13 protein-coding genes and 1 pseudogene are annotated in these 22,873 nt (G+C 40.6%); 8 read left to right on the forward strand and 6 right to left on the reverse strand.

Translation table 11 applies throughout. The annotated features are described in order from the left end of the window. Positions 1-10: 10 nt before the first annotated feature. A complete protein-coding gene (locus D0T50_RS04420; protein WP_163222294.1) occupies positions 11-925 on the forward strand; it encodes a carbohydrate kinase in 915 nt (304 codons plus the stop codon). Here the strand turns inward: D0T50_RS04420 and D0T50_RS04425 are convergent. Together D0T50_RS04425 and D0T50_RS04430 are read right to left on the reverse strand one after the other, a co-directional pair. Then, positions 894-3,611 carry a substrate-binding domain-containing protein gene (locus tag D0T50_RS04425; protein WP_163222295.1) on the reverse strand — a complete coding sequence of 906 codons (2,718 nt, stop codon included), beginning with the start codon at positions 3,609-3,611 and terminating at the stop codon, positions 894-896. The genes D0T50_RS04420 and D0T50_RS04425 overlap by 32 nt on opposite strands. 27 nt (positions 3,612-3,638) lie before the next feature. Next, the gene (locus tag D0T50_RS04430; protein ID WP_163222296.1) at positions 3,639-4,244 is read right to left on the reverse strand and encodes a DUF4294 domain-containing protein; all 606 of its coding nucleotides are present in this window, start codon (positions 4,242-4,244) and stop codon (positions 3,639-3,641) included. A 123-nt stretch (positions 4,245-4,367) separates the two neighbouring features. Here D0T50_RS04430 and D0T50_RS04435 point away from each other — a divergent pair, with 123 nt between their 5' ends. Next, positions 4,368-6,410, forward strand: a complete 2,043-nt coding sequence (locus tag D0T50_RS04435; RefSeq protein ID WP_163222297.1) for a helix-hairpin-helix domain-containing protein — start codon at positions 4,368-4,370, stop codon at positions 6,408-6,410. On the opposite strand, the gene D0T50_RS04440 is transcribed toward D0T50_RS04435, so the two are convergent. Next, complete coding sequence (locus D0T50_RS04440) at positions 6,393-7,715, reverse strand: acetylxylan esterase (RefSeq protein WP_163222298.1); 1,323 nt, start codon at positions 7,713-7,715, stop codon at positions 6,393-6,395. The two genes, D0T50_RS04435 and D0T50_RS04440, sit on opposite strands and share 18 nt — an antisense overlap. 332 nt (positions 7,716-8,047) lie before the next feature. Here D0T50_RS04440 and D0T50_RS04445 point away from each other — a divergent pair. The 3 genes and pseudogenes from D0T50_RS04445 to D0T50_RS04455 all read left to right on the forward strand — a co-directional run. Beyond that, a pseudogene (locus D0T50_RS04445) lies at positions 8,048-8,974 on the forward strand (pectinesterase family protein); the annotation flags it as partial. A 102-nt stretch (positions 8,975-9,076) separates the two neighbouring features. Continuing rightward, positions 9,077-12,382, forward strand: coding sequence for a TonB-dependent receptor (locus tag D0T50_RS04450; RefSeq protein ID WP_239058205.1), 3,306 nt, complete (start codon positions 9,077-9,079; stop codon positions 12,380-12,382). A gap of 29 nt (positions 12,383-12,411) precedes the next feature. Continuing rightward, positions 12,412-14,541, forward strand: a complete 2,130-nt coding sequence (locus D0T50_RS04455) for a RagB/SusD family nutrient uptake outer membrane protein (RefSeq protein ID WP_163222301.1) — start codon at positions 12,412-12,414, stop codon at positions 14,539-14,541. A gap of 9 nt (positions 14,542-14,550) precedes the next feature. On the opposite strand, the gene D0T50_RS04460 is transcribed toward D0T50_RS04455, so the two are convergent. Both D0T50_RS04460 and D0T50_RS04465 read right to left on the reverse strand, forming a co-directional pair. Next, positions 14,551-14,712 (reverse strand): hypothetical protein, encoded by a 162-nt coding sequence (locus D0T50_RS04460; RefSeq protein ID WP_163222302.1) that lies wholly within the window; start codon positions 14,710-14,712, stop codon positions 14,551-14,553. A 153-nt stretch (positions 14,713-14,865) separates the two neighbouring features. After that, a complete protein-coding gene (locus D0T50_RS04465) occupies positions 14,866-19,287 on the reverse strand; it encodes a two-component regulator propeller domain-containing protein (RefSeq protein WP_163222303.1) in 4,422 nt (1,473 codons plus the stop codon). Positions 19,288-19,511: 224 nt separating this feature from the next. Here D0T50_RS04465 and D0T50_RS04470 point away from each other — a divergent pair, with 224 nt between their 5' ends. Together D0T50_RS04470 and D0T50_RS04475 are read left to right on the forward strand one after the other, a co-directional pair. Further along, entirely contained in the window at positions 19,512-20,156 is a 645-nt protein-coding gene (locus D0T50_RS04470) for a LamG domain-containing protein (RefSeq protein ID WP_163222304.1), read from the forward strand. 12 nt (positions 20,157-20,168) lie between these two features. After that, positions 20,169-20,945, forward strand: a complete 777-nt coding sequence (locus tag D0T50_RS04475) for a radical SAM protein (protein ID WP_163222305.1) — start codon at positions 20,169-20,171, stop codon at positions 20,943-20,945. A gap of 185 nt (positions 20,946-21,130) precedes the next feature. On the opposite strand, the gene D0T50_RS04480 is transcribed toward D0T50_RS04475, so the two are convergent. Next, complete coding sequence (locus tag D0T50_RS04480) at positions 21,131-22,045, reverse strand: AraC family transcriptional regulator (RefSeq protein ID WP_163222306.1); 915 nt, start codon at positions 22,043-22,045, stop codon at positions 21,131-21,133. 234 nt (positions 22,046-22,279) lie between these two features. On the opposite strand from D0T50_RS04480, the gene D0T50_RS04485 reads away from it, so the two are divergent. Further along, positions 22,280-22,846 carry a TetR/AcrR family transcriptional regulator gene (locus tag D0T50_RS04485; RefSeq protein WP_163222307.1) on the forward strand — a complete coding sequence of 189 codons (567 nt, stop codon included), beginning with the start codon at positions 22,280-22,282 and terminating at the stop codon, positions 22,844-22,846. Positions 22,847-22,873: the final 27 nt, after the last annotated feature.

Below are 22,873 nucleotides of genomic sequence, written 5' to 3' on the forward strand. Positions count from 1 at the left end.
AACGAATAGTATGAATAATATAATTGTAGGAATGGGCGAAGCATTGTGGGATATGCTTCCTGAAGGAAAGAAAATTGGAGGTGCCCCCGCCAACTTTGCATACCACGTATCTCAGTTTGGGCTGAACAGTCGGGTAGTTAGTGCTGTGGGCAATGATAAGTTGGGTGAAGAGATAATGAGTGTATTCCAAGAAAAAGCACTTCAATGTTGTATAGAATGTGTTAATTATCCCACAGGAACTGTTCAGGTAACACTCGATAGTGAGGGCATTCCTTGTTATGAGATAAAAGAAGGGGTAGCGTGGGATAATATTCCTTTTACCGAAGAACTTAGACAACTGGCACTCAACACTCGTGCTGTATGTTTCGGGTCGTTGGCACAGCGAAGCGAAGCAAGTAAGAACACCATCAACAAATTTCTTGAAACGATGCCTAATACAGAAGGGCAACTTAAGATTTTCGATATCAACTTGCGTCAACACTTCTATAATAAGGAGATTTTGGCGCACTCATTGGAGCAATGCAATGTATTAAAGATTAATGATGAAGAGTTAGTTATGATTGGTCGTATGTTTGGATACCCTGGCACCGACCTACAAGAGAAATGCCAAAAATTACTCTCTGATTATAATTTAAAGATGCTTATTCTAACCTGCGGCACTAATGGAAGTTATGTATTTACGCCCGATGCTATTTCATTCAAAGAAACACCGCTCGTAACCGTAGCCGATACTGTTGGAGCAGGCGACTCCTTTACCGCTGCTTTCTGCGCTTCCATCCTTGCGGGTAAAAGCATTAGCGAAGCACACCAACTAGCAGTTGATGTATCGGCTTACGTATGCACACAAAGTGGCGCGATGCCTATATTGCCAGATGTGCTAAAGGAAGAAGTCTCTATTGTTTTTTCTTCTTCAAGAAGTCGGTAGGTGTTTCGCCATATTGCTCTTTGTAGCATTTGGAGAAATAGGAAGGTGAGGTAAATCCTACCTCATAGCAGACTTCTGCAATACTTAACTCTGTGGATGACAACAAAGAAATAGCTTTTCGAAGACGTGTAGCCCTCAACAATTCGTTGGGGGCGTAGTTTGTCAGCGATTTGATTTTGCGATAGAGTTGCACTCGGCTTAACCCCATTTGCTTACCCAGATCCTCTACATTCAAAGCGGTGTCGTTTAGGTTCTCTTCGATTAACCTCTTGAATTTCTCCACAAAATCTTTATCCATATCACATACATTCTCTCGTACGCTTATCTGGTTGTCGTTCAGTACTTGTTTGATACGTTTGTTGGAGTCAATCAAATTTTTGATGCGCGACTGTAATACCTGTGAGCTGAAAGGTTTGGAAATGTATGAATCGGCACCACCATTATAACCTTGTATGCGTTGTTCGTCAAGTGAGCAAGCCGTTAGCAGGATAATGGGGATGTGACATGTTTGTAGTTCTTTTTTTAGGCGGCGGCAACACTCTACCCCGTCTATCCCCGGCATCATTACATCGGATACAATTACATCGGGCACGTATTTCATGGCTTTACGTATTCCTTCCATACCGTTTGAAGCCTCCAATATGGAATATTCATGCTGGAGTAGTCCACGTATGTACATGCGAATGTCTGCGTTATCATCAATAACCAGTAAGGAAAGTTTAGTAGGGTCGTATGCCTCTTCTTCAGGTAGATCACCCATAGAGAAATCGGGTAATGAGATACTCTCAACTGCATGGGTATCGATAGTTGCTAGTTCGCTTTTTATCGTAGGAAAATTGAGTGTAAATACGGTACCCGCTTTCTCGTCGCTTTCAACAGTGATAGTTCCTTCATGCAATTCCACAAAAGCCTTAACAAGTGCAAGTCCGATGCCGGATCCCGAATGGTGTCTGTCTATTTTATAAAAACGATCGAAGATGCTGCGTATATGTTCGGGCGAAATTAGGCTACCTGTATTGGCTATTTTCAGCAGAAAGCGATTCTCGGCTGAGATGAATGAAAGGGTTACGGAAATTTTTCCATTCTCGGGTGTGAACTTAAGGGCATTAGAAAGAAGATTATAGTAGATGCGTTCTAGTTTTTCCACATCTGCAAGCATTAAGTAATTAGTAACATCCGCTTGTACATCAAATGAGAAGTGAATATGCTTCTTTTGAGCAACCGTTAGAAACGAACTATTCCAACTTTGCAGCACCTCGGCCAAATTAACCTGTGAAGGATGAAACTCTAATTTACCATTTTCAAACTTGCGGAAGTCGAGGATTTGGTTTACCAATCGCAATAAGATATTTACGTTGCGTTTTACTAATTGCAATAGTTGCGATTGTTCTTCTGAAAGCGATTTATCTGCCAATAGATAATCTATAGGGTCTGCAACTAGTGTTAGTGGCGTTCTAAAATCGTGCGAAATATTGGTAAAGAAGACGAGTTTGGCATGTGTGGCTTCTTCGAGTTGCTTAGAAAGATCAATCAACTGGTCACGTTGTTGTTCCAATTGCTCCTTCTGGCGAGAAAGTTCTTTATTCAGTCGGTTCTTGGCACGTAGTGATTTAATAACCATAAGCAATAATCCTGCAAATAAAGCCAATATGAGCAAACTGCCATAAAGTAGGATTTGCTGCGTTGAGTAACGAGACAAGTAAATATCTATCTTGCCATTCAGCGTGCGGATTTTATCATCTAATGCAGATATTTGATGTGTCTGTAAAGTCATAACGCGTGCATTTGTGTGGTCAACCACGGCAGTGTTTAAGATGGTTTCGCGTGGAAAGTCGCGTCCTTCGAGTATATCCATGGCTATTTGAATAATTTTATCTCCACCGGTAGGATAGATAAAAGTAGCATCAAGTACTCCTTTTTCTACTAAGTCAAGTCCATATCCTTCGCCAGGTAAGGCGTCAATCCCAATGAAATTCATATCGCCTTCTCGCTTGTGTTGCAAAGCAGCAGCGTATGCGCCTGCTGCCATGCGATCGTTTTGTGCATATATTACATCAATGTGGTTAAAGCGTGAAAGTATAATATTCATTTTTTCACCCGCAGGTTCGCGAAGCCAGCCTGCATCTTCTTGGCACAATAACTCTATGCTTGGGTAATGGCTGATAGCACTCATAAACCCTTGATGACGATCTATGGCCGGTGTTGAACCAGCAAGACCTGTTAGTTCGGCAACTCGTCCCTTACCTTCAAGCATGGAGGCAATGTAGTTACCTACACTCTTACCTATTTCGTAGTTATCGGCTCCTACCCATGCCGTATATTTATCGGATAAGATATTCCGATCGAAAACAATGATTGCAATACCTTTATCGTAGGCTTCTTCAATGATGGCGGTCATGGGAGCAGCTTCGTTTGGAGCAACGACGATCAAGTCAACAGCTTGATCTATGAAATAACGAATATCTTGCTTTTGTGCTTCGGTATCGTCTTTTACAGTACGTATTTCTACGCTTACACCATCATAGAACATGGATTCGCGTATTATTTCTTGGTTTACTTGGTGTCGCCATTCATCATCGCTACATTGTGATACGCCTATTCTGTAGCGAGAAGTTTCCTTTGCACAACCAGAAAGAAAGAGAATTAAGAAAGAAAGTAATAGTATCAGGTAGGTAAATCGTGTCATTCAGTGTGTTTTTAATAGTTCCATAAATTATATCTGCCCATTCTCCACCAATATAACCACTCGTTCAATCAATTTGTCTTCTCCTTTCGGGTCATACTGCTTTTTTAAACTTGCGCCAAATACCGATGCGAATGCCTGGTAAAAGCCAGCTTTAAAAGGGCCCATAAACGCTTTCAACAACTGGTACGAACTTTGATTACATTCTCTATCTACTAATTTGATGAGCAGTTTGCCTTGTGTAAACGAGAGTTTCTTCATTTTGGAAGTGTATTGTTCCTTAATACCTTTCTCTACACGTTTTATATGGCGTTCTTTAGATTTTTCGTTGGGTAGTGTTTGCAAATACTCGTAAGTTTCGAGGGTAATGCGGTAAATATCCTTTGAGTAAGGAAGTGTTATTTTTACATTCCGAACAAGCCGATCGTATTCTCGCTGTTCTTTTTTATTCTTAAAAACAAGTGGTTTGAAAATATGAACTTCGGGCAAGTTGATGTACGGAATAGTATCGCCTTGATAAACACACATCGGGACAAGAAGAATTTCCTTGTCTTTCTCTTTTTCCTGTGCATTGCCAAAAGCAGGGAAAGTGATTAATAGTGCTGTAATAATCAGCATGTTAAGCCATCTCCTCATAGTGCAAAAGTAATAGAATAAATCGATATGCAAACAACAGGAATATAAATATGCTTGTAGCATTAACTTTTTTAACTTACCTTCGACCGCTTATTATGTTGAAATAAATTAAACTACGACAAAATGAACTTAAAAAAGATTCCTGTCTTTTTCTTTTTATCTATTGAAATATCTTTTTCTGGTTTGTTTGCTCAAAATAAAAATGTAATTGCTTGGGAAGATGTATTAGAGCAATTATCCATTGATAACGAAGAAGGGTATACTTGGGAAAATGAAATAGAAGAGCTGCATGAGCGTATTAAAGAACCCATTAACTTAAATAGTATTACGAAAAAGGAACTGGAAGAATTTCCTTTTTTGAATGATAAGCAAATAGAGAATATTCTTGCATACCTATATATTCATGGACAGATGCAAACCATTTACGAACTACAGTTGGTTGGCGATATGGATAAAGAGACTATTCAATACCTGCTCCCTTTTGTTTATGTAGGCGTTGTAGAAGAAAAACAGTCGCTACCTACACTGAAGCACATAGTAAAGTATGGAAAGCAAGAGTTAACCACTCGTTTGGATATTCCTTTCTATGAACGGAAAGGCTATAAAGGTACTGTCGAATCGGAAACGACTTACTTAGGACACCCCATGTATCACTCTGTGCGTTATGCATTTCGCTACTCAAACCATCTATACATAGGCGTAACTGCCGAAAAAGATGCAGGAGAACCGCTCTTTGCTTTGCACAACAAGAAAGGATATGATTATTATTCGTTCTACGCTTATCTGCGCGATATTGGGCGGTTGAAATATTTGGCGTTGGGCAATTACCGTTTGTCGTACGGACAAGGCTTAGTCATCAGCAATGATTTTATTATAGGAAAGAGTACGTCTGCCAACTCCTTTAGCCTCAATAGTAATCATATAAAGAAACACTCTTCTACCGATGAGTATAATTACTTCACTGGTATAGCTGCTGCTTATCAATGGAATAATTGGGTGTTTTCGGGCTTTTACTCTTATCGAGAGATGGATGGAATTGTAACTAATGATGCCATTACCTCTATTCTGAAAACCGGATTACATCGTACACGTCGCGAAGTGAACCGGAAAAATGTATTTGCTTTACAACTAATGGGAGGGAATGTGAGCTATACCAAGAATAATCTCAAACTTGGAATAACTGGTATTTATTATTTTTTTGATCGACCTTATGAACCGCAGCTTCGCGAATACTCCAAATACAACTTGCAGGGTAACTATTTTCATAATACCGGTGTGGATTATAAATATCGGCTGAACAACTTTTCATTTACAGGCGAAACAGCTATCAGTAAAGGAAACAACATAGCTACTGTCAATACCATTCACTATTCTCCATCATCTTTGTATAGTTTCTCGGTGCTTCATCGTTATTATAGCTATAAATATTGGGGGCTGTTCAGTCGCTCTTTTTCAGAAGGAGGTTATGTGCAGAATGAGAATGGGTGGTATTTCTCGGCAACCATGCTGCCCATTAAGTATTGGAAATTCTTTCTTTCGGTCGATTTCTTTTCATTTCCATGGTGGAGATATTTGGTAGACGCTCCTTCGCAGGGGATAGATTTTCAACTTCAATCTACCTATACGCCCAATAAGAGTGTGAGTATGTATGTGCGCTATCGTTACAAGAAAAAAGAAAAAAACTATACTGATGAGGATAAAGTAAAAACCGTGCGTCCCATTCACCACCACAAACTAAGATACCAATTATTGTATGCACCACCACATAGTATCTCTTTTCGTACCACGGCAGATTACAATCACCTGCATACTCAAGGAGTTTCCGCTAATCAAGGATTTTCGATTACGCAAACTGTTTCTTACACACCTTCTACACTACCGCTCAAGATAAATATACAAGGAACATATTTCCATACCGACGATTACTTTACTCGTGTCTACGCATACGAAAAGGGCTTATTATATAGCTTTTATACCCCTTCCTTTTATGGACATGGTTTTCGCTATTCTGCTTATATCCGTTGGGATATTGCTGAGAATTGGATGGTTATTGCCAAGTATGGCTCAACGGTTTACGACGATAAGAACGAAATCGGTTCGGGGCAAGATCTTATTGAGGATAACAAGAAACGAGACTTGCAATTACAACTACGGGTGAAGTTTTAACTGCTTCTTAATCCACGCCATTTGTTGATAATGCGTTTCCATGGTTGTCCAATGCTCATTAATGGGTGTAATTAATGCCTCTTTGGGAGATGAAAGTACATTATATACCGCATAACTTGTTGTGGGTGGACAAACATTATCATTAAAGCCCCATGTAAGAAAAACCGGTACGGTTATACGGCGAGCAAAGTTAACCACATCATAATAAGACAGCGTATTAATAACTTCAGGTGTCAATTGAATATTTTGATACTTACGGCCAAAATGTGGATATCCGCCTGTTCGTCCAATTTCTGCATATCCTGCCATATCCGAAAGTGCTGGATGATTGGCTACACAGGCTGTAATGCGCGAATCGAGTCCTGCTAACATCAATGCCAATGCTCCACCTTGGCTCCCGCCTTGTGTGGCTAAATTAATTCCATCCCATTCGGGCAAGGAGCAAAGGTAGTCTACTGCCCGTACACAAGCCAGATAAACTCTTTTCAAATAGTAGGTATCGCGTGTATGGATTCCATTTGCCAAATATCCGTTTGCATTATGTCCACCAAAGGTGGCTGAAATGTTTTTGTAAGACTCTGCATCCATAGCTGGATTTATGCCATGTATTTCCATATCAAAGCGGATAAATCCATTTTCGGCATAAAAGATTGTTTTTAGTGGATTCATTGGTTTAATACCTGCTCCCGGAGGTGATACAACAACAGGGTATTTACCTTCTTTTTTAGGTTTGGTCAGGTATCCATACACGTACTGTCCGGGTTTATAGCATTGTAATTTTACTAAATAGCAATCAATTTTATCTGATGAGAATTCTTCTACAAATACCACCTCCGGTTTCATGGGGAGGATAGCTTGTTGCTCAAGATTTTCTTTCCAGAACAAGTCGAAATCAACAGGCATAGTTGTATATGGAGTTATTTTTTCGGGCGAGAAGCCAACTTTCACATGGTGATTATAGGTATTTCCATTGCGTTTTATCGTTAAGTTACAATCTCGGAAACCCGGTTTTTTCATCGTTCCAATATTTATTTCCGCCTTCCCGTTTTTTAGTTTTATACTGCCTTTTTTGTCAGGCTCTAAGCAATCATTGGCAATGGTAAATATTACTTCTTGCCCATCCAGCGGAATACCATATTCATAGACAGATAGAGATATAGTCGCTGTTTCGCCTGTTTCATACAACCAGTCACTATGGTTAGGAGTGGTTACCCAAAGTATGTTGCTGCGATAAGGGTAATTTTCGGCAATTGCTTGCAGATGTAATAAAATAAAAACGCAGGTAATGATAGAAATCCTTTTCATGCTGAAATTAATAATGGGTTTGTATTTGTTAGCAAATATAATGAACCTCTTCCTTTATTTTATGCAACAACTCATAAAGTATAAGTAAACGACCAAAAAGTATACAAAATAAAACAAGGTGAAAAATTGGTTTAGAAGCGGATGAATCCCCAATCAAATATTTAACCACAATGAGTTGTTTTTACACCTGTCTTTATGGGCTTCTTATTAATCTTGCACATCGAAATTATAAAAATAAAAAAATTATGAAAAGTAAGTTTGTGTACTTATCGTTGCTGTTTTTATTGTTTACATCAATGAAAAGCGACAGTAATAGTAATATATCACAGCACGTTTGCAACTACGATATGATAGTGGATAAAGATGGAGGCAGTGATTTTTGTTCCGTTCAGGAAGCTATCAATGCAGTGCCCGATTTCCGCAAAAATATTCGTACCACTATCTTGATACGCAAGGGGGTGTATAAAGAAAAAATCGTTATTCCCGAAAGCAAAATAAATATTTCATTAATAGGTGAAGACGGCACAGTGCTTACTTATGATGACTATGCGTCAAAACCCAACCGCTTTGGCGAAGAAATGGGAACATCGGGTTCATCGAGTTGCTATATCTATGCTCCTGATTTTTATGCGGAGAACATAGTTTTCGAGAATTCGGCTGGTCTTGTAGGACAAGCGGTGGCTTGCTTTGTTAGCGGTGAAAGAGTTTTTTTTAAGAACTGCAAGTTCTTGGGATATCAGGATACGCTTTATACTTACGGAAAGAGTAGTCGGCAGTACTACGAAGATTGCTATATAGAAGGTACGGTAGATTTTATCTTTGGTTGGTCTACCGCACTATTTAATCGTTGCACTATTCATAGCAAAAGCGATGGTTATTTGACTGCACCCTCTACAGATAAAGGTAAAAAATATGGTTACGTATTCTATAATTGTAACCTCACGGCCGATGAGGGTGTTAGCGGTGTTTATCTTTCCCGCCCATGGCGGCCATATGGACAAGCTGTGTTTATTAGCTGCCACATGGGTAAACATATTTCGCCCGAAGGTTGGGATAATTGGGGGAACAAAAAAAATGAAAAGACAGCATTTTATGCCGAGTATGATAGTAGGGGAGAGGGTGCAAACCCTCAAGCGCGTTCAGCATTTTCTCACCAACTAAAGAACCTGAAAGGCTATGCAATAGAAACCATATTATTGGGCGAAGATGGTTGGAATCCTGTAGAGAAAGGAAATGAACTGATTCATGTGATAAGATGAACGTATGAAAAACATAAATAGAAAAAGGGATGTACAAAACCAAGTTTTTAATTTTCAATCTAATAGTTTAAGTTTATGAATGACAGGAAAAAAACTATGTTAATGTTTGGAGCATTATTTTGCTTCAATTTAATGGCTTTCTCTGAGGTAGTTCATGCCGGAGTAGATTATATTTCGGATGGGCAAACAACAGAAGAGCAGCAACAAGTAACAAATCAGAAAAAGCTAAAGATTTCTGGTATTGTGAAAGACACAAATGGCGAACCGGTTATCGGTGCTACCATTATGGAAAGTGGTACCTCAAATGGTGTAGTTACCAACATGGATGGTAACTTTACAATGGATGTTGCCTCAAACGGTGTGTTGAAAGTTTCTTATATCGGCTATACCGAACAAGAGGTATATGTAGGTGGTAAGAGTTTTTTTAATATCATATTGGTCGAAGATACCAAGTTGTTGGATGAGGTTGTAGTTATTGGGTACGGTACGGTTAAGCGTCGCGACCTGACCGGTGCTGTGGCTTCTGTGAAGAGCGAAGATATTACAGCCAATCCGGTGTCGAATGTGGCACAGGCTCTGCAAGGGCGTTTGGCGGGTGTAAATGTAACTTCTCAAGACGGACGCCCTGGGGCAACTATCTCTGTCCGTGTGCGTGGAGGAGGTTCAATTACACAGTCGAACGAACCGCTTTATGTGGTAGATGGACTTCCTGTGGGAGGTATCAGCGATATTCCCGCTTCGGAAATTGAGTCTATTGACGTGTTGAAAGATGCTTCATCTACAGCTATCTATGGTGCAAGAGGAGCAAATGGTGTAATCTTAGTTACTACAAAAGGCGGTAAACAAGAACGGGTTAGGGTATCTTACGAAGGTTATGTACAAGCCCGGACAGTAGCCGATAAATTGGAAACACTATCCGCACAGGATTATGTACTGAATAGCTGGAGCTATGCAGCTTCTCGCGGAACTGCCAATAAAGATGCTGTAGAAAAATATTTTGGTTTAGGTAGCAACTACGGCAATCATTATGCTGATTATGCTAATGTTAAGGCACATGATTATACTGACGATGTGTTACGTACTGCATGGGCGCATAGCCATTATATAACTATTTCGGGTGGCAATGAATCAACCAAAATCAGTAGTACAATTGGTTTTATTGATGAAGAAGGAATCAAGATTAACTCTGACTATAATAGAATGAATGGTTCATTCAAACTTCAGCAGAAGTTATCTAAGAGGTTGAATTTGGATTTTGATGTTCGCTACACCGAATCCAACTCTTCCGGTGGTAAAGACAACGGTGCGGCTACTGCCTATACATATCGTCCGATAGACAATCCGTTGGGAGGAGTTCATTTCTCCGAAGTGGCATCGGGTTTCAGCTTTGGTATTGCGAATATTGACGATAAGCACAATCCGGTAGAGCTCATTAATGACATCACAAGCAAGTCTTTGTCGCGTTCATTGAGAGCCTCGGGTGCTTTATCTTGGGAAATAATAGATGGATTGATAGCTCGCAGTGAAGTAACCATGTCACGTGGATCTTCTAAAAGCTCATATTACGAAAATGGCTATACCAATGGTGACAAACGCGCCACACTATCTCGTGGATTAACCGAAGGTCTCCATTCTGTTTCTACATTGAACTATAGCTTTGACTTGGGCAGCAACCATGTCTTTTCTGTGCTTTTGGGTAATGAAGTGTCAAAATCGAAATCAGAATCCAGTAGAATGGATGGTCGTGGTTATCCTGATACGTTTGATTATAAAAAGACAATGGGACTTATTCATACGGCAACCTACTCTTATTCATCGACCAATTCTATTGGGGTTCCGTCTCATTCGGTTTCTTTCTTTGGGCGTGCAAATTATACATTGATGGATCGCTATTTGTTTACAGCAACATTCCGTGCCGATGGTTCTTCTAAGTTTGCTCAAAACAATCGTTGGGGATATTTCCCCGCCGGAGCTTTTGCATGGAGAGTTTTTGACGAACCTTTTATGGAGAGCACAAAAGATTGGTTGTCTAATTTGAAACTTCGATTGTCTTATGGTACTTCGGGTGCGGATAATATCAGTTCTAACTTGTGGCGCGAAACATGGTCTAGCCTTGGTTTGAGCAGCAATCATACACCGATTAATGGAGAGCTTATTTCGTTCTATCGCCCCGACGGATTGCTTGCAAACCAGGATTTGAAATGGGAAACAACTATATCTCGTAACCTTGGTATTGATTTTGGCATTTTAGACAATCGTATTAATGGTAGTATTGAGCTTTATTGGAATACTACAAAAGACTTGTTGATGGCTGTGCCGGTAGATAATACAACAGGATATTCTTATCAATATCAGAACTTCGGACAGACTTCCAATCGTGGTATTGAGTTTTCAGTAAATGCCGATATCATAAAAACGAAAGATTTCAGATTCAATATGGGAGTTATTTATAACTACAACCGCAATAAGTTGGATAAACTGGATAACGCGGATCAATACCTATATTCATCGAATTGGGCTTCTTCGGCTCTTGTTCCAACAAACGATTTTATGTTTATAGTGGGTAAGCCAATCGGGCAAGTTCGTGGATTTATCAGTGAAGGAGTTTACACGGTAGATGATTTCAATTATACAAACGGACAATACGTGTTGAAGGAAAATACGTCCGATCTTACAAAGGCAATCACAGCCACTTATATGCACCCATTTAATATACCTTCGGGTCAAACGGCTTTCCCGGGTGCTCCTAAATTCCGCGACGTAGATGAAAGTGGAAAGATTGATATGGATGACGCTACGAATTTGGGTGCACTGTTGCCAAGTCATACAGGAAGTTTTCAACTAAATTTCAACTACAAGAACTTTGATCTTTCATCAAATTTCACCTGGGTTGCAGGAGGCAAAATCTATAATGTAGCCGCTATGGGAAATATGCAGGGTAACGAGTTTGTTGGTATCGGTCAACAGCGTTCAAGCAAAGTTCGCAATGCTTATAAGGCATACAGTGTAGATGCATCCGGCAATCTTTATCCGGTAACCAATCCTGATGAGTTAAGAATATTGAATGCAGGTGCCAAGTACGAGTTACCTTACCATCAAAGTGGTATAACTTCTTCCGAATGGATTGAAGATGGTTCTTATCTGCGTTTGCAAACGCTAACGATAGGTTATACGTTGCCCAAATCGTTATTGCAAAAGATAGGTGTAAGCAATGCGCGTTTCTACCTTACGGGAGCCAATTTATTTACAATTACCGGTTATTCGGGGTTAGATCCTGAAGTAAGTGTTACACCGACAGGACGATCGGGATACTCTGGCAATCTAAGCGTTTTCCCAACTCCGAATATGGATAATGGGGCTTATCCTCGTGCAAGAACATTTACACTGGGTGCAAACATTACGTTCTAACCCGAATAATAATTAAAACAGAGAACAACATGAAAAAGATAATAAATATAACTCTTGTGGCATTGATGCTGTTTACGGCTACAAGTTGCAAAGATTTTCTCGATACGGCATCTCCGAGCGTACTCGACCGTGAATCTGTATTCTCAAGCGAAGAATCTGCACGGGCAGCGTTGTATTATGGTTATGAAACCTTAAGGGCGAACAGAAGTCTGCACTCTACCGGATTCTTTTGGCATCCGGTGTGGGGATCGGACATTGAAGACTCGCAAGACACGTACAATGAAGGCAGCGCAGGTATTCTTCAGAAGTGGTTCTATCCATTAGGAACAAGTACCTACAATATAAATACGGGCGAAGGAACAGAAGTGTTTACGAAGCTGTACGAAACAATTTCTGTGGCCAACTCATTGATAAGTAGTTTTGAGTCATTGAGTAATTTTGGAACAATTATGAGTGGAGAACCCAATAGCCTTTCGGATATTTACGGTCAGGCTGTTGCGCTGCGGGCTACTTGTTACTGGGAGCTTTGCCGCTGGTATGGCGATATTCCTCATGTACTGAATGCGGGCGAAAAAGCTCAGGGCCTTACGTCTCGTTATGCCATTTACGATTATCATGTGAGTAAGCTCATAGAGGTTGAACCGCATATGTTCCGGCCGGGCGAGGGTATTAATCGCGCAGATGTTATGAATCGTACATACGTACAAGGATTAATAGGCAGAATATGTTTGTACAATGGAGGTTATGCTACACGTAGAACCGATCTTGGAGCAGATTTCTATACTGACGCAAAAGGCAATGTGCTCTCTTTCGAAGATTGGAGTGTAGAAAAGAACCAAGCAATTTATGGACGTAGAAGTGACTGGAAAGAAATCTTTGCCATTGCTAAGCAATACCTGAAAATGTGTGCCGATAATCCTGGTTCGGTTGTTCTGCATACCACCGACCCTCGTGGCGAAGGCGCAAATGGCGAGGTGTATAATAATCCGTTTCAGTACACCTTCCACCAGATGCATGCCGGCGACAATGTGACGCTTGCCGATGAATCTATCTATGAAATACCTTACGAAGCCTTAGGCGGATCCGATCGCCCGGCTTACATCGGTCGTCCTTCGACCGGAGGTAATGGACAAGCACCTTGTATTGCTTGCGGGCAAGATCGTATTCAGGCTCATTTCTACTATGGTTGGTTCGACAATGAGGATATGCGTCGCGATGCTTCTGTTGCTGTTACCGGTAGTACGGGGCAAGGAGAAGAATTGATACAGTCGTTCGATCGTAGCGCATGGGGAAAAGGTTCGGGACCGGGTACCAATAAGTGGGACTGGAACCGGATTGCTACTCCAAACACCCAATCGTATGGAAACTCCGGAATTAACACCTCTTACATGCGCATTAGCCATGTATATTTAATGTTGGCCGAAGTTTACGCTGCCCTTGGCGAGGATGCTAATGCAAAAACCTATCTGGGTATGGTTCATCATCGTGCGTTTCCGGGTAATAAAGATGCTAACTTTGACCAGTATATCGCCGATTGCGGTTCAATCTATAAAGCTGTAATCAAGGAACGCGCACTGGAGTTCAGTGGCGAAGGTATGCGTCGTTTCGATATTATCCGCACAGGTATTCTTCCGGAAGTAGCTGTTGAAAACCGCAAAGTAATGAAAACTATTATCGACGGTATACGTGCAAACGGCTACTATACGTTCGATAACGGTAATCAGTTCCCGGCTTATATCTGGACAAAGATGGTTGATGCCAAGGCGGAGTATGGTTACCGCTTGACGGCGCAAACTCCTGCCGATAAAGAAGATGACCCGGTTCTGTTTCCCGGCTGGCGCGGTCAGCATAACAACTGGGGTGGTATTATACCTGCTTACGCGAATCAAAACATGACAAACGTAGCCATCAAAGGCTTGTTTAAGCATATAGCTCCCGGTAGTGCCGAGGCGCTGGCGCTGGAAGCCGATGGATATGTACAAACCAATTGGGGTATTGATATGTTGAATTACGAAGATTCGTATGCCAATAAGTTGTTTGCCGGTTATTCTGATGCCGACTTTGCCGCCAAGAATCCTCCTATCCATTTGCTTCCCAATACGTATCAGGTGCTTTTGAACTCTGGTATCACTAATGGTTATGGGTTTAGACAACAATAGTGTTTTATATTAGGTAAGAAGTTGTTTTAGTAAGTTTGGGGCGGTTGTTTTATGACCGCCCTTTCTTTTTATCGCATTGTAGAGGGCTATAATCCACATTTCTCTTCCGTCGTAGTACTTCGACGACATGAACCTCTGCAGGTTTGCTTCGTCCGGGCACTCGGTTGACATGAACCTCTGCAGGTTTGCTTCGTCCGGGCACTCGGATGAGATGAACCTCCGCAGGTTTGCTTCGTCCGGGCACTCGGTTGACGTGAACCTCCGCAGGTTTGCTCCGTCCGGGCACTCGGTTGAGATGAATCACCTCTTTTTCTTGCGTGCTGTTTACTTCCGTGTTTCTTTATACTCGGTGGGTGTCATGGAGAAAACCTGTTTAAAGCATTTGCTGAAATAATGCGGGTCGTTGAACCCAACCATATAGGCAATTTGTGCCATGTTGTTTTCGCCTTCTTCAATGAGTTTGGCTGCTCGTTTCATTCTGACCTCCTTAATGAATTCTACAGGAGATAACCCAATGAGCGATTTGAGTTTCTTGAAGAAAACCGAGCGGCTCATGTTGAGGCTACCGGCAAGATGCTCTACCATAAGAGTGCCATTGTCCATGTTTTCGTTCATCAATTTCATTAGATTGTTCATGAACTTTTGGTCGTATGCAGATAGGGTAGGAGTCTGTATGTCGGTTGTTTCCTTTTCTGCTTGTTCGTCGTTCGTATGGGTAATGAGCGAGGCGCAGTATAGGGCTTGGAGTTTTTTGCGCTGCTCCAGCAGGTTGAAGATACGCGCCTTGAGGTAGGTGCCGCTAAAGGGCTTGGTGATGTAGTCGTCGGCTCCAAGCTCCATGCCCTCTATCTTGCTTTCGATATTCGATTTGGCTGTAAGCAATACGATAGGAATATGGCTGGTATTCATATCGGCACGTAGCTCTTTCATCATTTCGATGCCATCCATCTGGGGCATCATAACATCGCTGATAATGATATCGGGGGTGTATTCTTTAGCCTTCAGCACTCCTTCCTTTCCGTTTTTAGCCTCAATGATGTTGAAATAGTCTATAAATATGGTTCTCAGGAAGAAGCGGAGTTCCTCATTATCTTCGACCAGCAACATCGTTTCTTTATTCGTGTTTACCTCTATCTCCTCTTCAATGTGCATTGTTGCTATTTCCTGATATGCTTTTAGAGGTTTTTGCCCGGATACGTAATCGGTTAGTATAAACTCGATGTCATCGTCGAAATGCTCTTTGCCTTTAGGAAGTATTATCGTGAAGTTGCTTCCTGCTCCGAGTGTGCTATCGAGAGTAATTTCTCCTTTGTGCATCTCTACCAGCTCTTTTACCAAGGAAAGACCAATGCCGGAAGAGGGCTGATTAAAGAGATTTCTGTCTACAATGTTTTCGAACCGTACAAACAATGATTTTTGTTTGTTTTCGGAGATGCCGATGCCTTTATCTTGTACGCTGATAAGGAGTTGTTTCTCGTTCTCGGTTATGATAACCGCTATTTGCTTGCCTTGAGGGGTGTACTTAAATGCGTTGGATAATAGATTAAAAATAACATTCTCCAGTTTGTCGGCATCTGCCCATATATAAATCGATGTTTGTTTGCTTTCCAACTTAAAGTCAATTTGCCGTTCGTCGGCTATGGCATAAAAATTCTCCATGATACTGCGAACAAATGCCACTGCATCGATTTGCTGTACTTGCATCTTCATTTTATTGTTCTGTATCTTTCGGAAGTCCAATATCTGATTTACAAGGCGAAGCATCCTACCGGTGTTTCTTTCTACCAGTAATAGCTGTTCGCGAACCTCGTTACTGAGTCGGGAGTTACTCAGAATTTGTTCAACGGGTCCGGCTATTAGAGTCAATGGTGTGCGAAGCTCATGCGAAATATTGGTAAAGAAGCGCAGCTTGAGGTCGGATACTTTTTGTTCAATGACAACTTCGTTCTTTAATCTGTAAAAAGAAAACAAGATATATACGGTGGTTAAAACAATAGCGATGAGCCCTAAGGTATAAATAAGTATTGCCCATGGTGTTTCCCAGAAAGAAGGAAGAATCTCGATAGACAGGGATCGATCGTTTTCCATCCAAACTCCGTCGCTATTGGTTGATTTTACGATGAATGTATATTCTCCCTTGGGCAGGTTGGTGTAAGTTGCGATGCGTCTTTTATTTACGTAGTTCCACTCTTTCTCAAACCCTTTTAGTGTATAGGCGTAGAGTATATCTTCGGGAAACCTCATGTCGAGCGCGGCATACTGTATGCTGATTGCGTTGTTCCTGTGCGAGAGTGTAAGCTTGTGGGTATCGTCAATGTTAACCTGCAGAATTCCGCTTTGGTCGGTGGGCAGAATAACCTTGTCGCCCAGTTGAAGCTGAGAAAGAGTAATCTTAGGCGTATAGTTACTTTTATAGATAGAGTCCGGATGAAAGGCAAATATTCCTTTGTTGGTGTTCAAGAGAATATCTCCTTGCTGGTTTCGCACAGCCGCTCCTTCATTGAAGCGAAGTCGGGTAGGAAAGAATTTTGCAGCGTAGCTTTCTGTAATCATGGTTTCGGGGTTGAATTTACATAATTCCTCTTCGGTAGTAATCCAAATATTGCCATGTGTGTCTTCTTCTAGTGAGAGCAAAATGTCCGAGGGCAGACCATCTTGTGTTGTGTATGTTTGAAAGTGGGCTTTTTCATCATCGTATAGTATGAGTTTACTTAATCCACCACCGAATGTCGCAATGTACAGTTCTTCTTTTTGGGTAAGATAGATGCAGTGAACGTCGCCATTACCAAGACTACTTAAGTCGCCCGGGATGCGGGTATAGCGGTTAAAAGTAATTCTTTCGGGCTCAACGAAATCATCCTTAAAAGTAAGTAATCCGGCGGTTGAACCTATCCAAATGTTTCCTTTACGGTCTGACGTAATGAAACGGGTACGCGAGCATTGGTTAATCGGGTAATTCTTTAGGTGGTTGCGGTGATTGATAAAGATTGTTTCATTGTGTTTGTCGTAATCTACATAATTTAATCCGCCGCCATAAGTTGCTATCCACAGTTTTCCTTTTGTGTCTTCGTATACGCAATATATGTTGTTATCGCTGAGGCTGTATATGTTATCGGCGTTGTGTGTATAGAATTTCAGCCGGTATTGCTTATCTTTTATTGGGGTTGCCGATATTAATCCATTTCCTTTGGTTCCTATCCATACTACGCCCTTATGATCTTGCGTAATAGAATATGCCATACCAAGTGTCTCTTTAATGGTTGCAGAGATGTTGCCCGATTGGGTTAGGTAACCAACAAAATCAAGGTTTTTATCGAAAATGCGTATAATAGCATCTTTGCTTCCAGTCCATATAAATCCATTGTTGTCTTCGAACAAAGCGCGAACTTCGTTCTCGGTCGATTCATAATCATTGAGATTTATTGGATGTGTTTCGAAAGCGCTATAATTGAATGTAACCTTTTCAATGCCGTTGTTTGCTGTTGCAAGCCATAGATTGCCCTGATTGTCGGAAAAAGCAATGGACATTTTGTTGGATGATGTCCAACCGGATTGTAGTTGTTTGTTGAAGAATGGAACTAATTGCTGTTTCCCCCGGTCATAGTATGAAAATCCCCCGCCAACAGGATGAACCCACATATTGCGATAAATATCTTCGAAGAGAAACACACCTTGTTGCGTGTTAATCCACTTCCCGCTATGAGAATCGGTAATGACATGGTGGGCGATTTCTTTTGTCAGCGGATTGAAATGCGTAATACCCAACTCGTCAAGTTGCATCCATATTTCGTGATAGCTGTCTTGAAAAACAGAGAGTACTTTATTGCTTTTAAGCTGGTGGTTTGTATGAGTATTGTAATGCTCGCTTTTTTGACTTTCCATGTCGTATATAAAGAAACCATCATCTTCTGTACCCAAAAACAGTCTGTTATCAGAAAGTGAATCTATAGTGATAATGTGCGAATTTGTGGGTGTTTCAATTAAAGAGAATCGTCCACCCTGCTTTTGATAACGCCATATCCTGCCATGACGAGAAGTAAAGAGAATATCTTCTTCTCGTTCGAGCATACTATAGAATGGTTGTTTTTGTTCTTGGTTACTTTGTTGGTTTTCGACGAAGAAGGCAACCGGGCTATTTGAATTCGGAGGTAATTGATAAATTCCGTTATTGGTAAGTACCCATTGATTGTGTTGTCTGTCTTGTGCTATGCGACTAACGGATTCGATGTTGGGTATGTTGTTGGCGTGTGAGAAGTTTTCGGCTGTCAGGCTATGATCTTCCGGATTGGTTTTTATATGAATGAGCCCTTCGTACTCTGTACTAATCCATACATCTCCGGCAGGCAATACATAGCATGCTATGGTACGATATTTATTGTACGGTATAGATTGAAACTGTTCGGTTTGCGGATTAAATCGAAATATCTGGCCATCATAGTTTAGTATCCAGATATAGCCATATTTATCTTCGGCAATATAGTCGATGCGGTTATTCGTTAATCCGATAAAATCACCTAATGAGGCTTTATAGTTTTTAAAAGTGTATCCATCAAATTTGCTAATGCCGTCCCATGTAGAAAACCAGAGATTTCCTTTATGATCCTGAATAATGTGGGTTACTGTTTTTTGCGAAAGACCGTCTTTTGCCGTATACTGTGTAAATACATGCGGTGGCTGGGCATATATGCTCGTGGTTATGCATATCACAAATAATGGCAGTAGCAATCGGAGTATTGAGTTTTTCATACACAAATATATATGGATGTTTTGCTATATTGGTGTAAAATATGACCTTAATGCTGGAAAAATTAGATTTTAATCTTCATATTCGATAGGGACAGTTTACAAAATTGATTCAAAAAGCTCATTTCACTCTCAATCTGTTGCAAAATCTCCAATATTTCCCGTAATTTGTGCTGAAGTTATTCATGTATTTAATTACGTGAGATACAATTAATAATATTTGAATTATGAAACGACTATTGTATCTTTTTTGCCTCTTAGTTTCTTTCTCTGTTTCAAAAGGAACGGCTTTTGCTCAAAACTGGATTTTGAGTGAGTTTATAGAAAACCAGTCCGAAGGGGTTCATTATAAAGGAAACCCTGAAGTTGTTGATTCTCCATATGGGAAGGCTGTTTCCTTTGATGGGATAGATGATGGGATTTTTTTAGATCAAATGCCACTGGCAGGTTTAGAACAGTTTACCATCGAAGCTATTTTTAAGCCCGAGAGTGGAGGCAACTTTGAGCAACGCTTCTTTCACACTGGTGAGGTTCGGGGAGACAGAGTGTTGTTTGAACTTCGCGCAACTGAGACCGAATGGTATTTCGATGCCTATATTAAATGCGGGGACAATCCAAAAGCCTTAATTGAACCGGAGCTTAAACACCCGCTCGATCAATGGTTTCACGTAGCCTTTGTTATCGATAAAGGGAAGTTGACCACTTACGTTAATGGTAAAAAAGAACTTGAAGGTGCCATTGATTTTTCACCGATTAAAACAGGAAAGACTTCGTTTGGTGTTCGTCTCAATGAGCAATCATGGTTTAAGGGAGTAATTAAGCAAATAAAAATTACGCCCAAAGCACTTGACTCTGAAGAGTTCTTAATGTAAAAAAATATACCTATGGCAACTGTTATCTACCCTTCCCCTATATTTGGTCCTGTTCATTCGCGTCGATTAGGTGTTTCTTTGGGAATAAACCTACTCCCGGGCGATGGCAAGGTCTGTTCATTCGACTGTGTTTACTGTGAGTGTGGATTCAATGCCGATTTCAAAACAAAATCGCCGCTACCTACGCGCGAGGAAGTACGTACCGCCTTGGAACAGCGCCTGATGGAGATGAAAAAGAATGGTCCTACTCCCGATGTATTGACCTTTGCTGGTAACGGAGAGCCAACAATCCATCCGAATTTTGCTCAGATTATAGACAATACGCTTGCTTTGCGCAATACCTATTTCCCAAATGCTAAAGTTAGCGTGTTGAGCAATGCTGTTCATATTACCCGGCCGGAAGTATTCGAAGCACTTAGCAAGGTAGATAACAATATCCTTAAACTGGATACGGTAGACGAAGCATACATCCGCTTGCTCGATCGTCCGGTTGCCCGCTACTCTCTTCCCGAAGTTATTGAGCGTATGATTGCTTTTAGTGGTAATTGCATCATTCAAACTATGTTTTTGAAAGGAACTTATTTGGGTAAGGATGTTAATAATACCACCGATAAGTATGTTCTTCCGTGGATTGAAACATTGAAAAAGATAGCCCCCCGCCAAGTAATGATTTATACCATAGACCGCGAAACACCCAACCAAGAGCTACAGAAAGCATCGCCCGAAGAACTTGATCACATCAAAGAACTGTTGTTGGCAGCAGGTTTTTCTGTTTCGGTATCTTACTAAAGAAGAAAGCCGTTGAGAAGAACGCTTTCTTGTCAACGGCTCGAAGAAACACCATTTTTAATCATCAACTAACTGAGAGGATCTTTTTTGAACTGCAATGATACATACGATTCCCATTCCTATAAAACAAAATATATGAATGGGGCTTTTTTATCTACGAATGGATTAGTTTTCGGCTTTCCGTACTAATTTATTGCATGCACCTTCTTTCTATATTCCAGTGGCGATACTCCAGTGTGCTTTTTAAAAAACTTGCCAAATGCCGACTGGTCCGAGAATCGTAGCTCTTCCGAAATATCCTGTATAGAAATATTATGCCTGCGCAATAAGATTTTTGCTTCGACTATACGAGCTTCATTTAACCAGTCCATAACTGTTTTGCCTGTAACGGCTTTTATGGCGCGCGAAAGATAGACAGGTGTAACACAAAGTTCTGTGGAGTATTGCGATACCTCGTTCCACTCTTTTCCATTGGAAACCACCAAATGCATAAATTTCAATGCTAACTCCTCATTGTGGGTGGTCTTATAGTCAGTTTTGATCGTTTTTATGCGTTGAATTTGAATGTTTGTCATTTCCATGATGAAGTTACTTACTTCATTTAATACCACGCCTCGATGAAAAAAGTGCTCTTTCTCTTTAATATTATGCTGCAATCGCTGTAGAATGGTTACCATAAGAGCGAAATCTTTCGCATCTAACTTTGTTATTGGGCTGAAACGTTTATTTATGATAAACTCATTGGGTAATGTAGAGAGTTTATGCGAGAGCTCTTTCAGTAATTCGCGTGCGAAGACAACGTAGTATCCTTTTGCATCGTGTGATAGCTGAATAGAATTTAGTAAGTGTTTGTGAGTTAGCTCTAAAATAGTATGCTGCGTTACGCGGTACGGCAAATAATCTACTGTTATTACAATTTCTCCTTTGACTACAAGCAACACGGCAAGCGCATCCAACCGTATCAGTAAATCACTTCCTTTCCGTTTGAACTCTTGATTACCGTCTATCTCTACAACGATAACTTGATCTTGAAATATATCAGCAGAACTCTCTACTACCTGCAGAAGATTATCAAACGATACACTTATTTCTCTTCCCATGCACTTTTGGGTTATACTATGGGCTACAAATATAAGGGGGATAAAATCAAAAATAGAACAATATTGGTGAGAAAAGAACCAAATCACACTCATAAAATAGGTTAATCGTCAAAAATGAACCAATAAAACTACAATTCCACCAAAAGTTTTGTTGGTTTCGTCTTGCAACTTTGCAAAGTCTAAGAGAAGATGTGACCTCGTAGCAAATAGAAATAAAACAAATAGATAAATAATATGGTAAGAGAAAGAATAGTACAAACAGCCAGCAGCCTTTTTGCAAAGTACGGTATTAAGAGTGTAAGTATGAACCACATAGCCGAAGTATTGCATATATCAAAGAAGACTATTTATATAGAGTTCTACAGCAAGGAAGAGGTGCTGTTGGAGTGTTTCAGGTATGAGGAAGAGCGCATACGTAAGATTATTAAAAAGAATGAAGAAGAAGCAAGCAACTCATTGGAAGCACTTGCTATGAGCATGTCGAGTTTATATCATTATAATGCCACAATGTGTCCTGCATTCTTCAAAGACCTCAGACGCTATTCAGTTGCTCAGGATGCGTTGCTGGTTAATAAAGCAAAGATGCACGATTTACTTTTAAAATATTTCAACCGTGGTGTAGTCGAAGGCTACTTTCAATCTTCGTTTATGTACGAACCCCTTGCGTCACTTTGTCTGGAGTTATTAAGCAGTAAAGGAAATCGGCAACAACCGCAGGTTGTACTTACATTTTTGCGTGGTGTATGTACCAAGAAAGGTATAGAAGTGCTAAATAAGTTTACGGTAACAGATATGAATTAAACAGGTATTAGTAAAATGAAAAAAGTG

The organism is Bacteroides sp. 214 (assembly GCF_010501015.1).
Classification (GTDB): domain Bacteria; phylum Bacteroidota; class Bacteroidia; order Bacteroidales; family Bacteroidaceae; genus Bacteroides.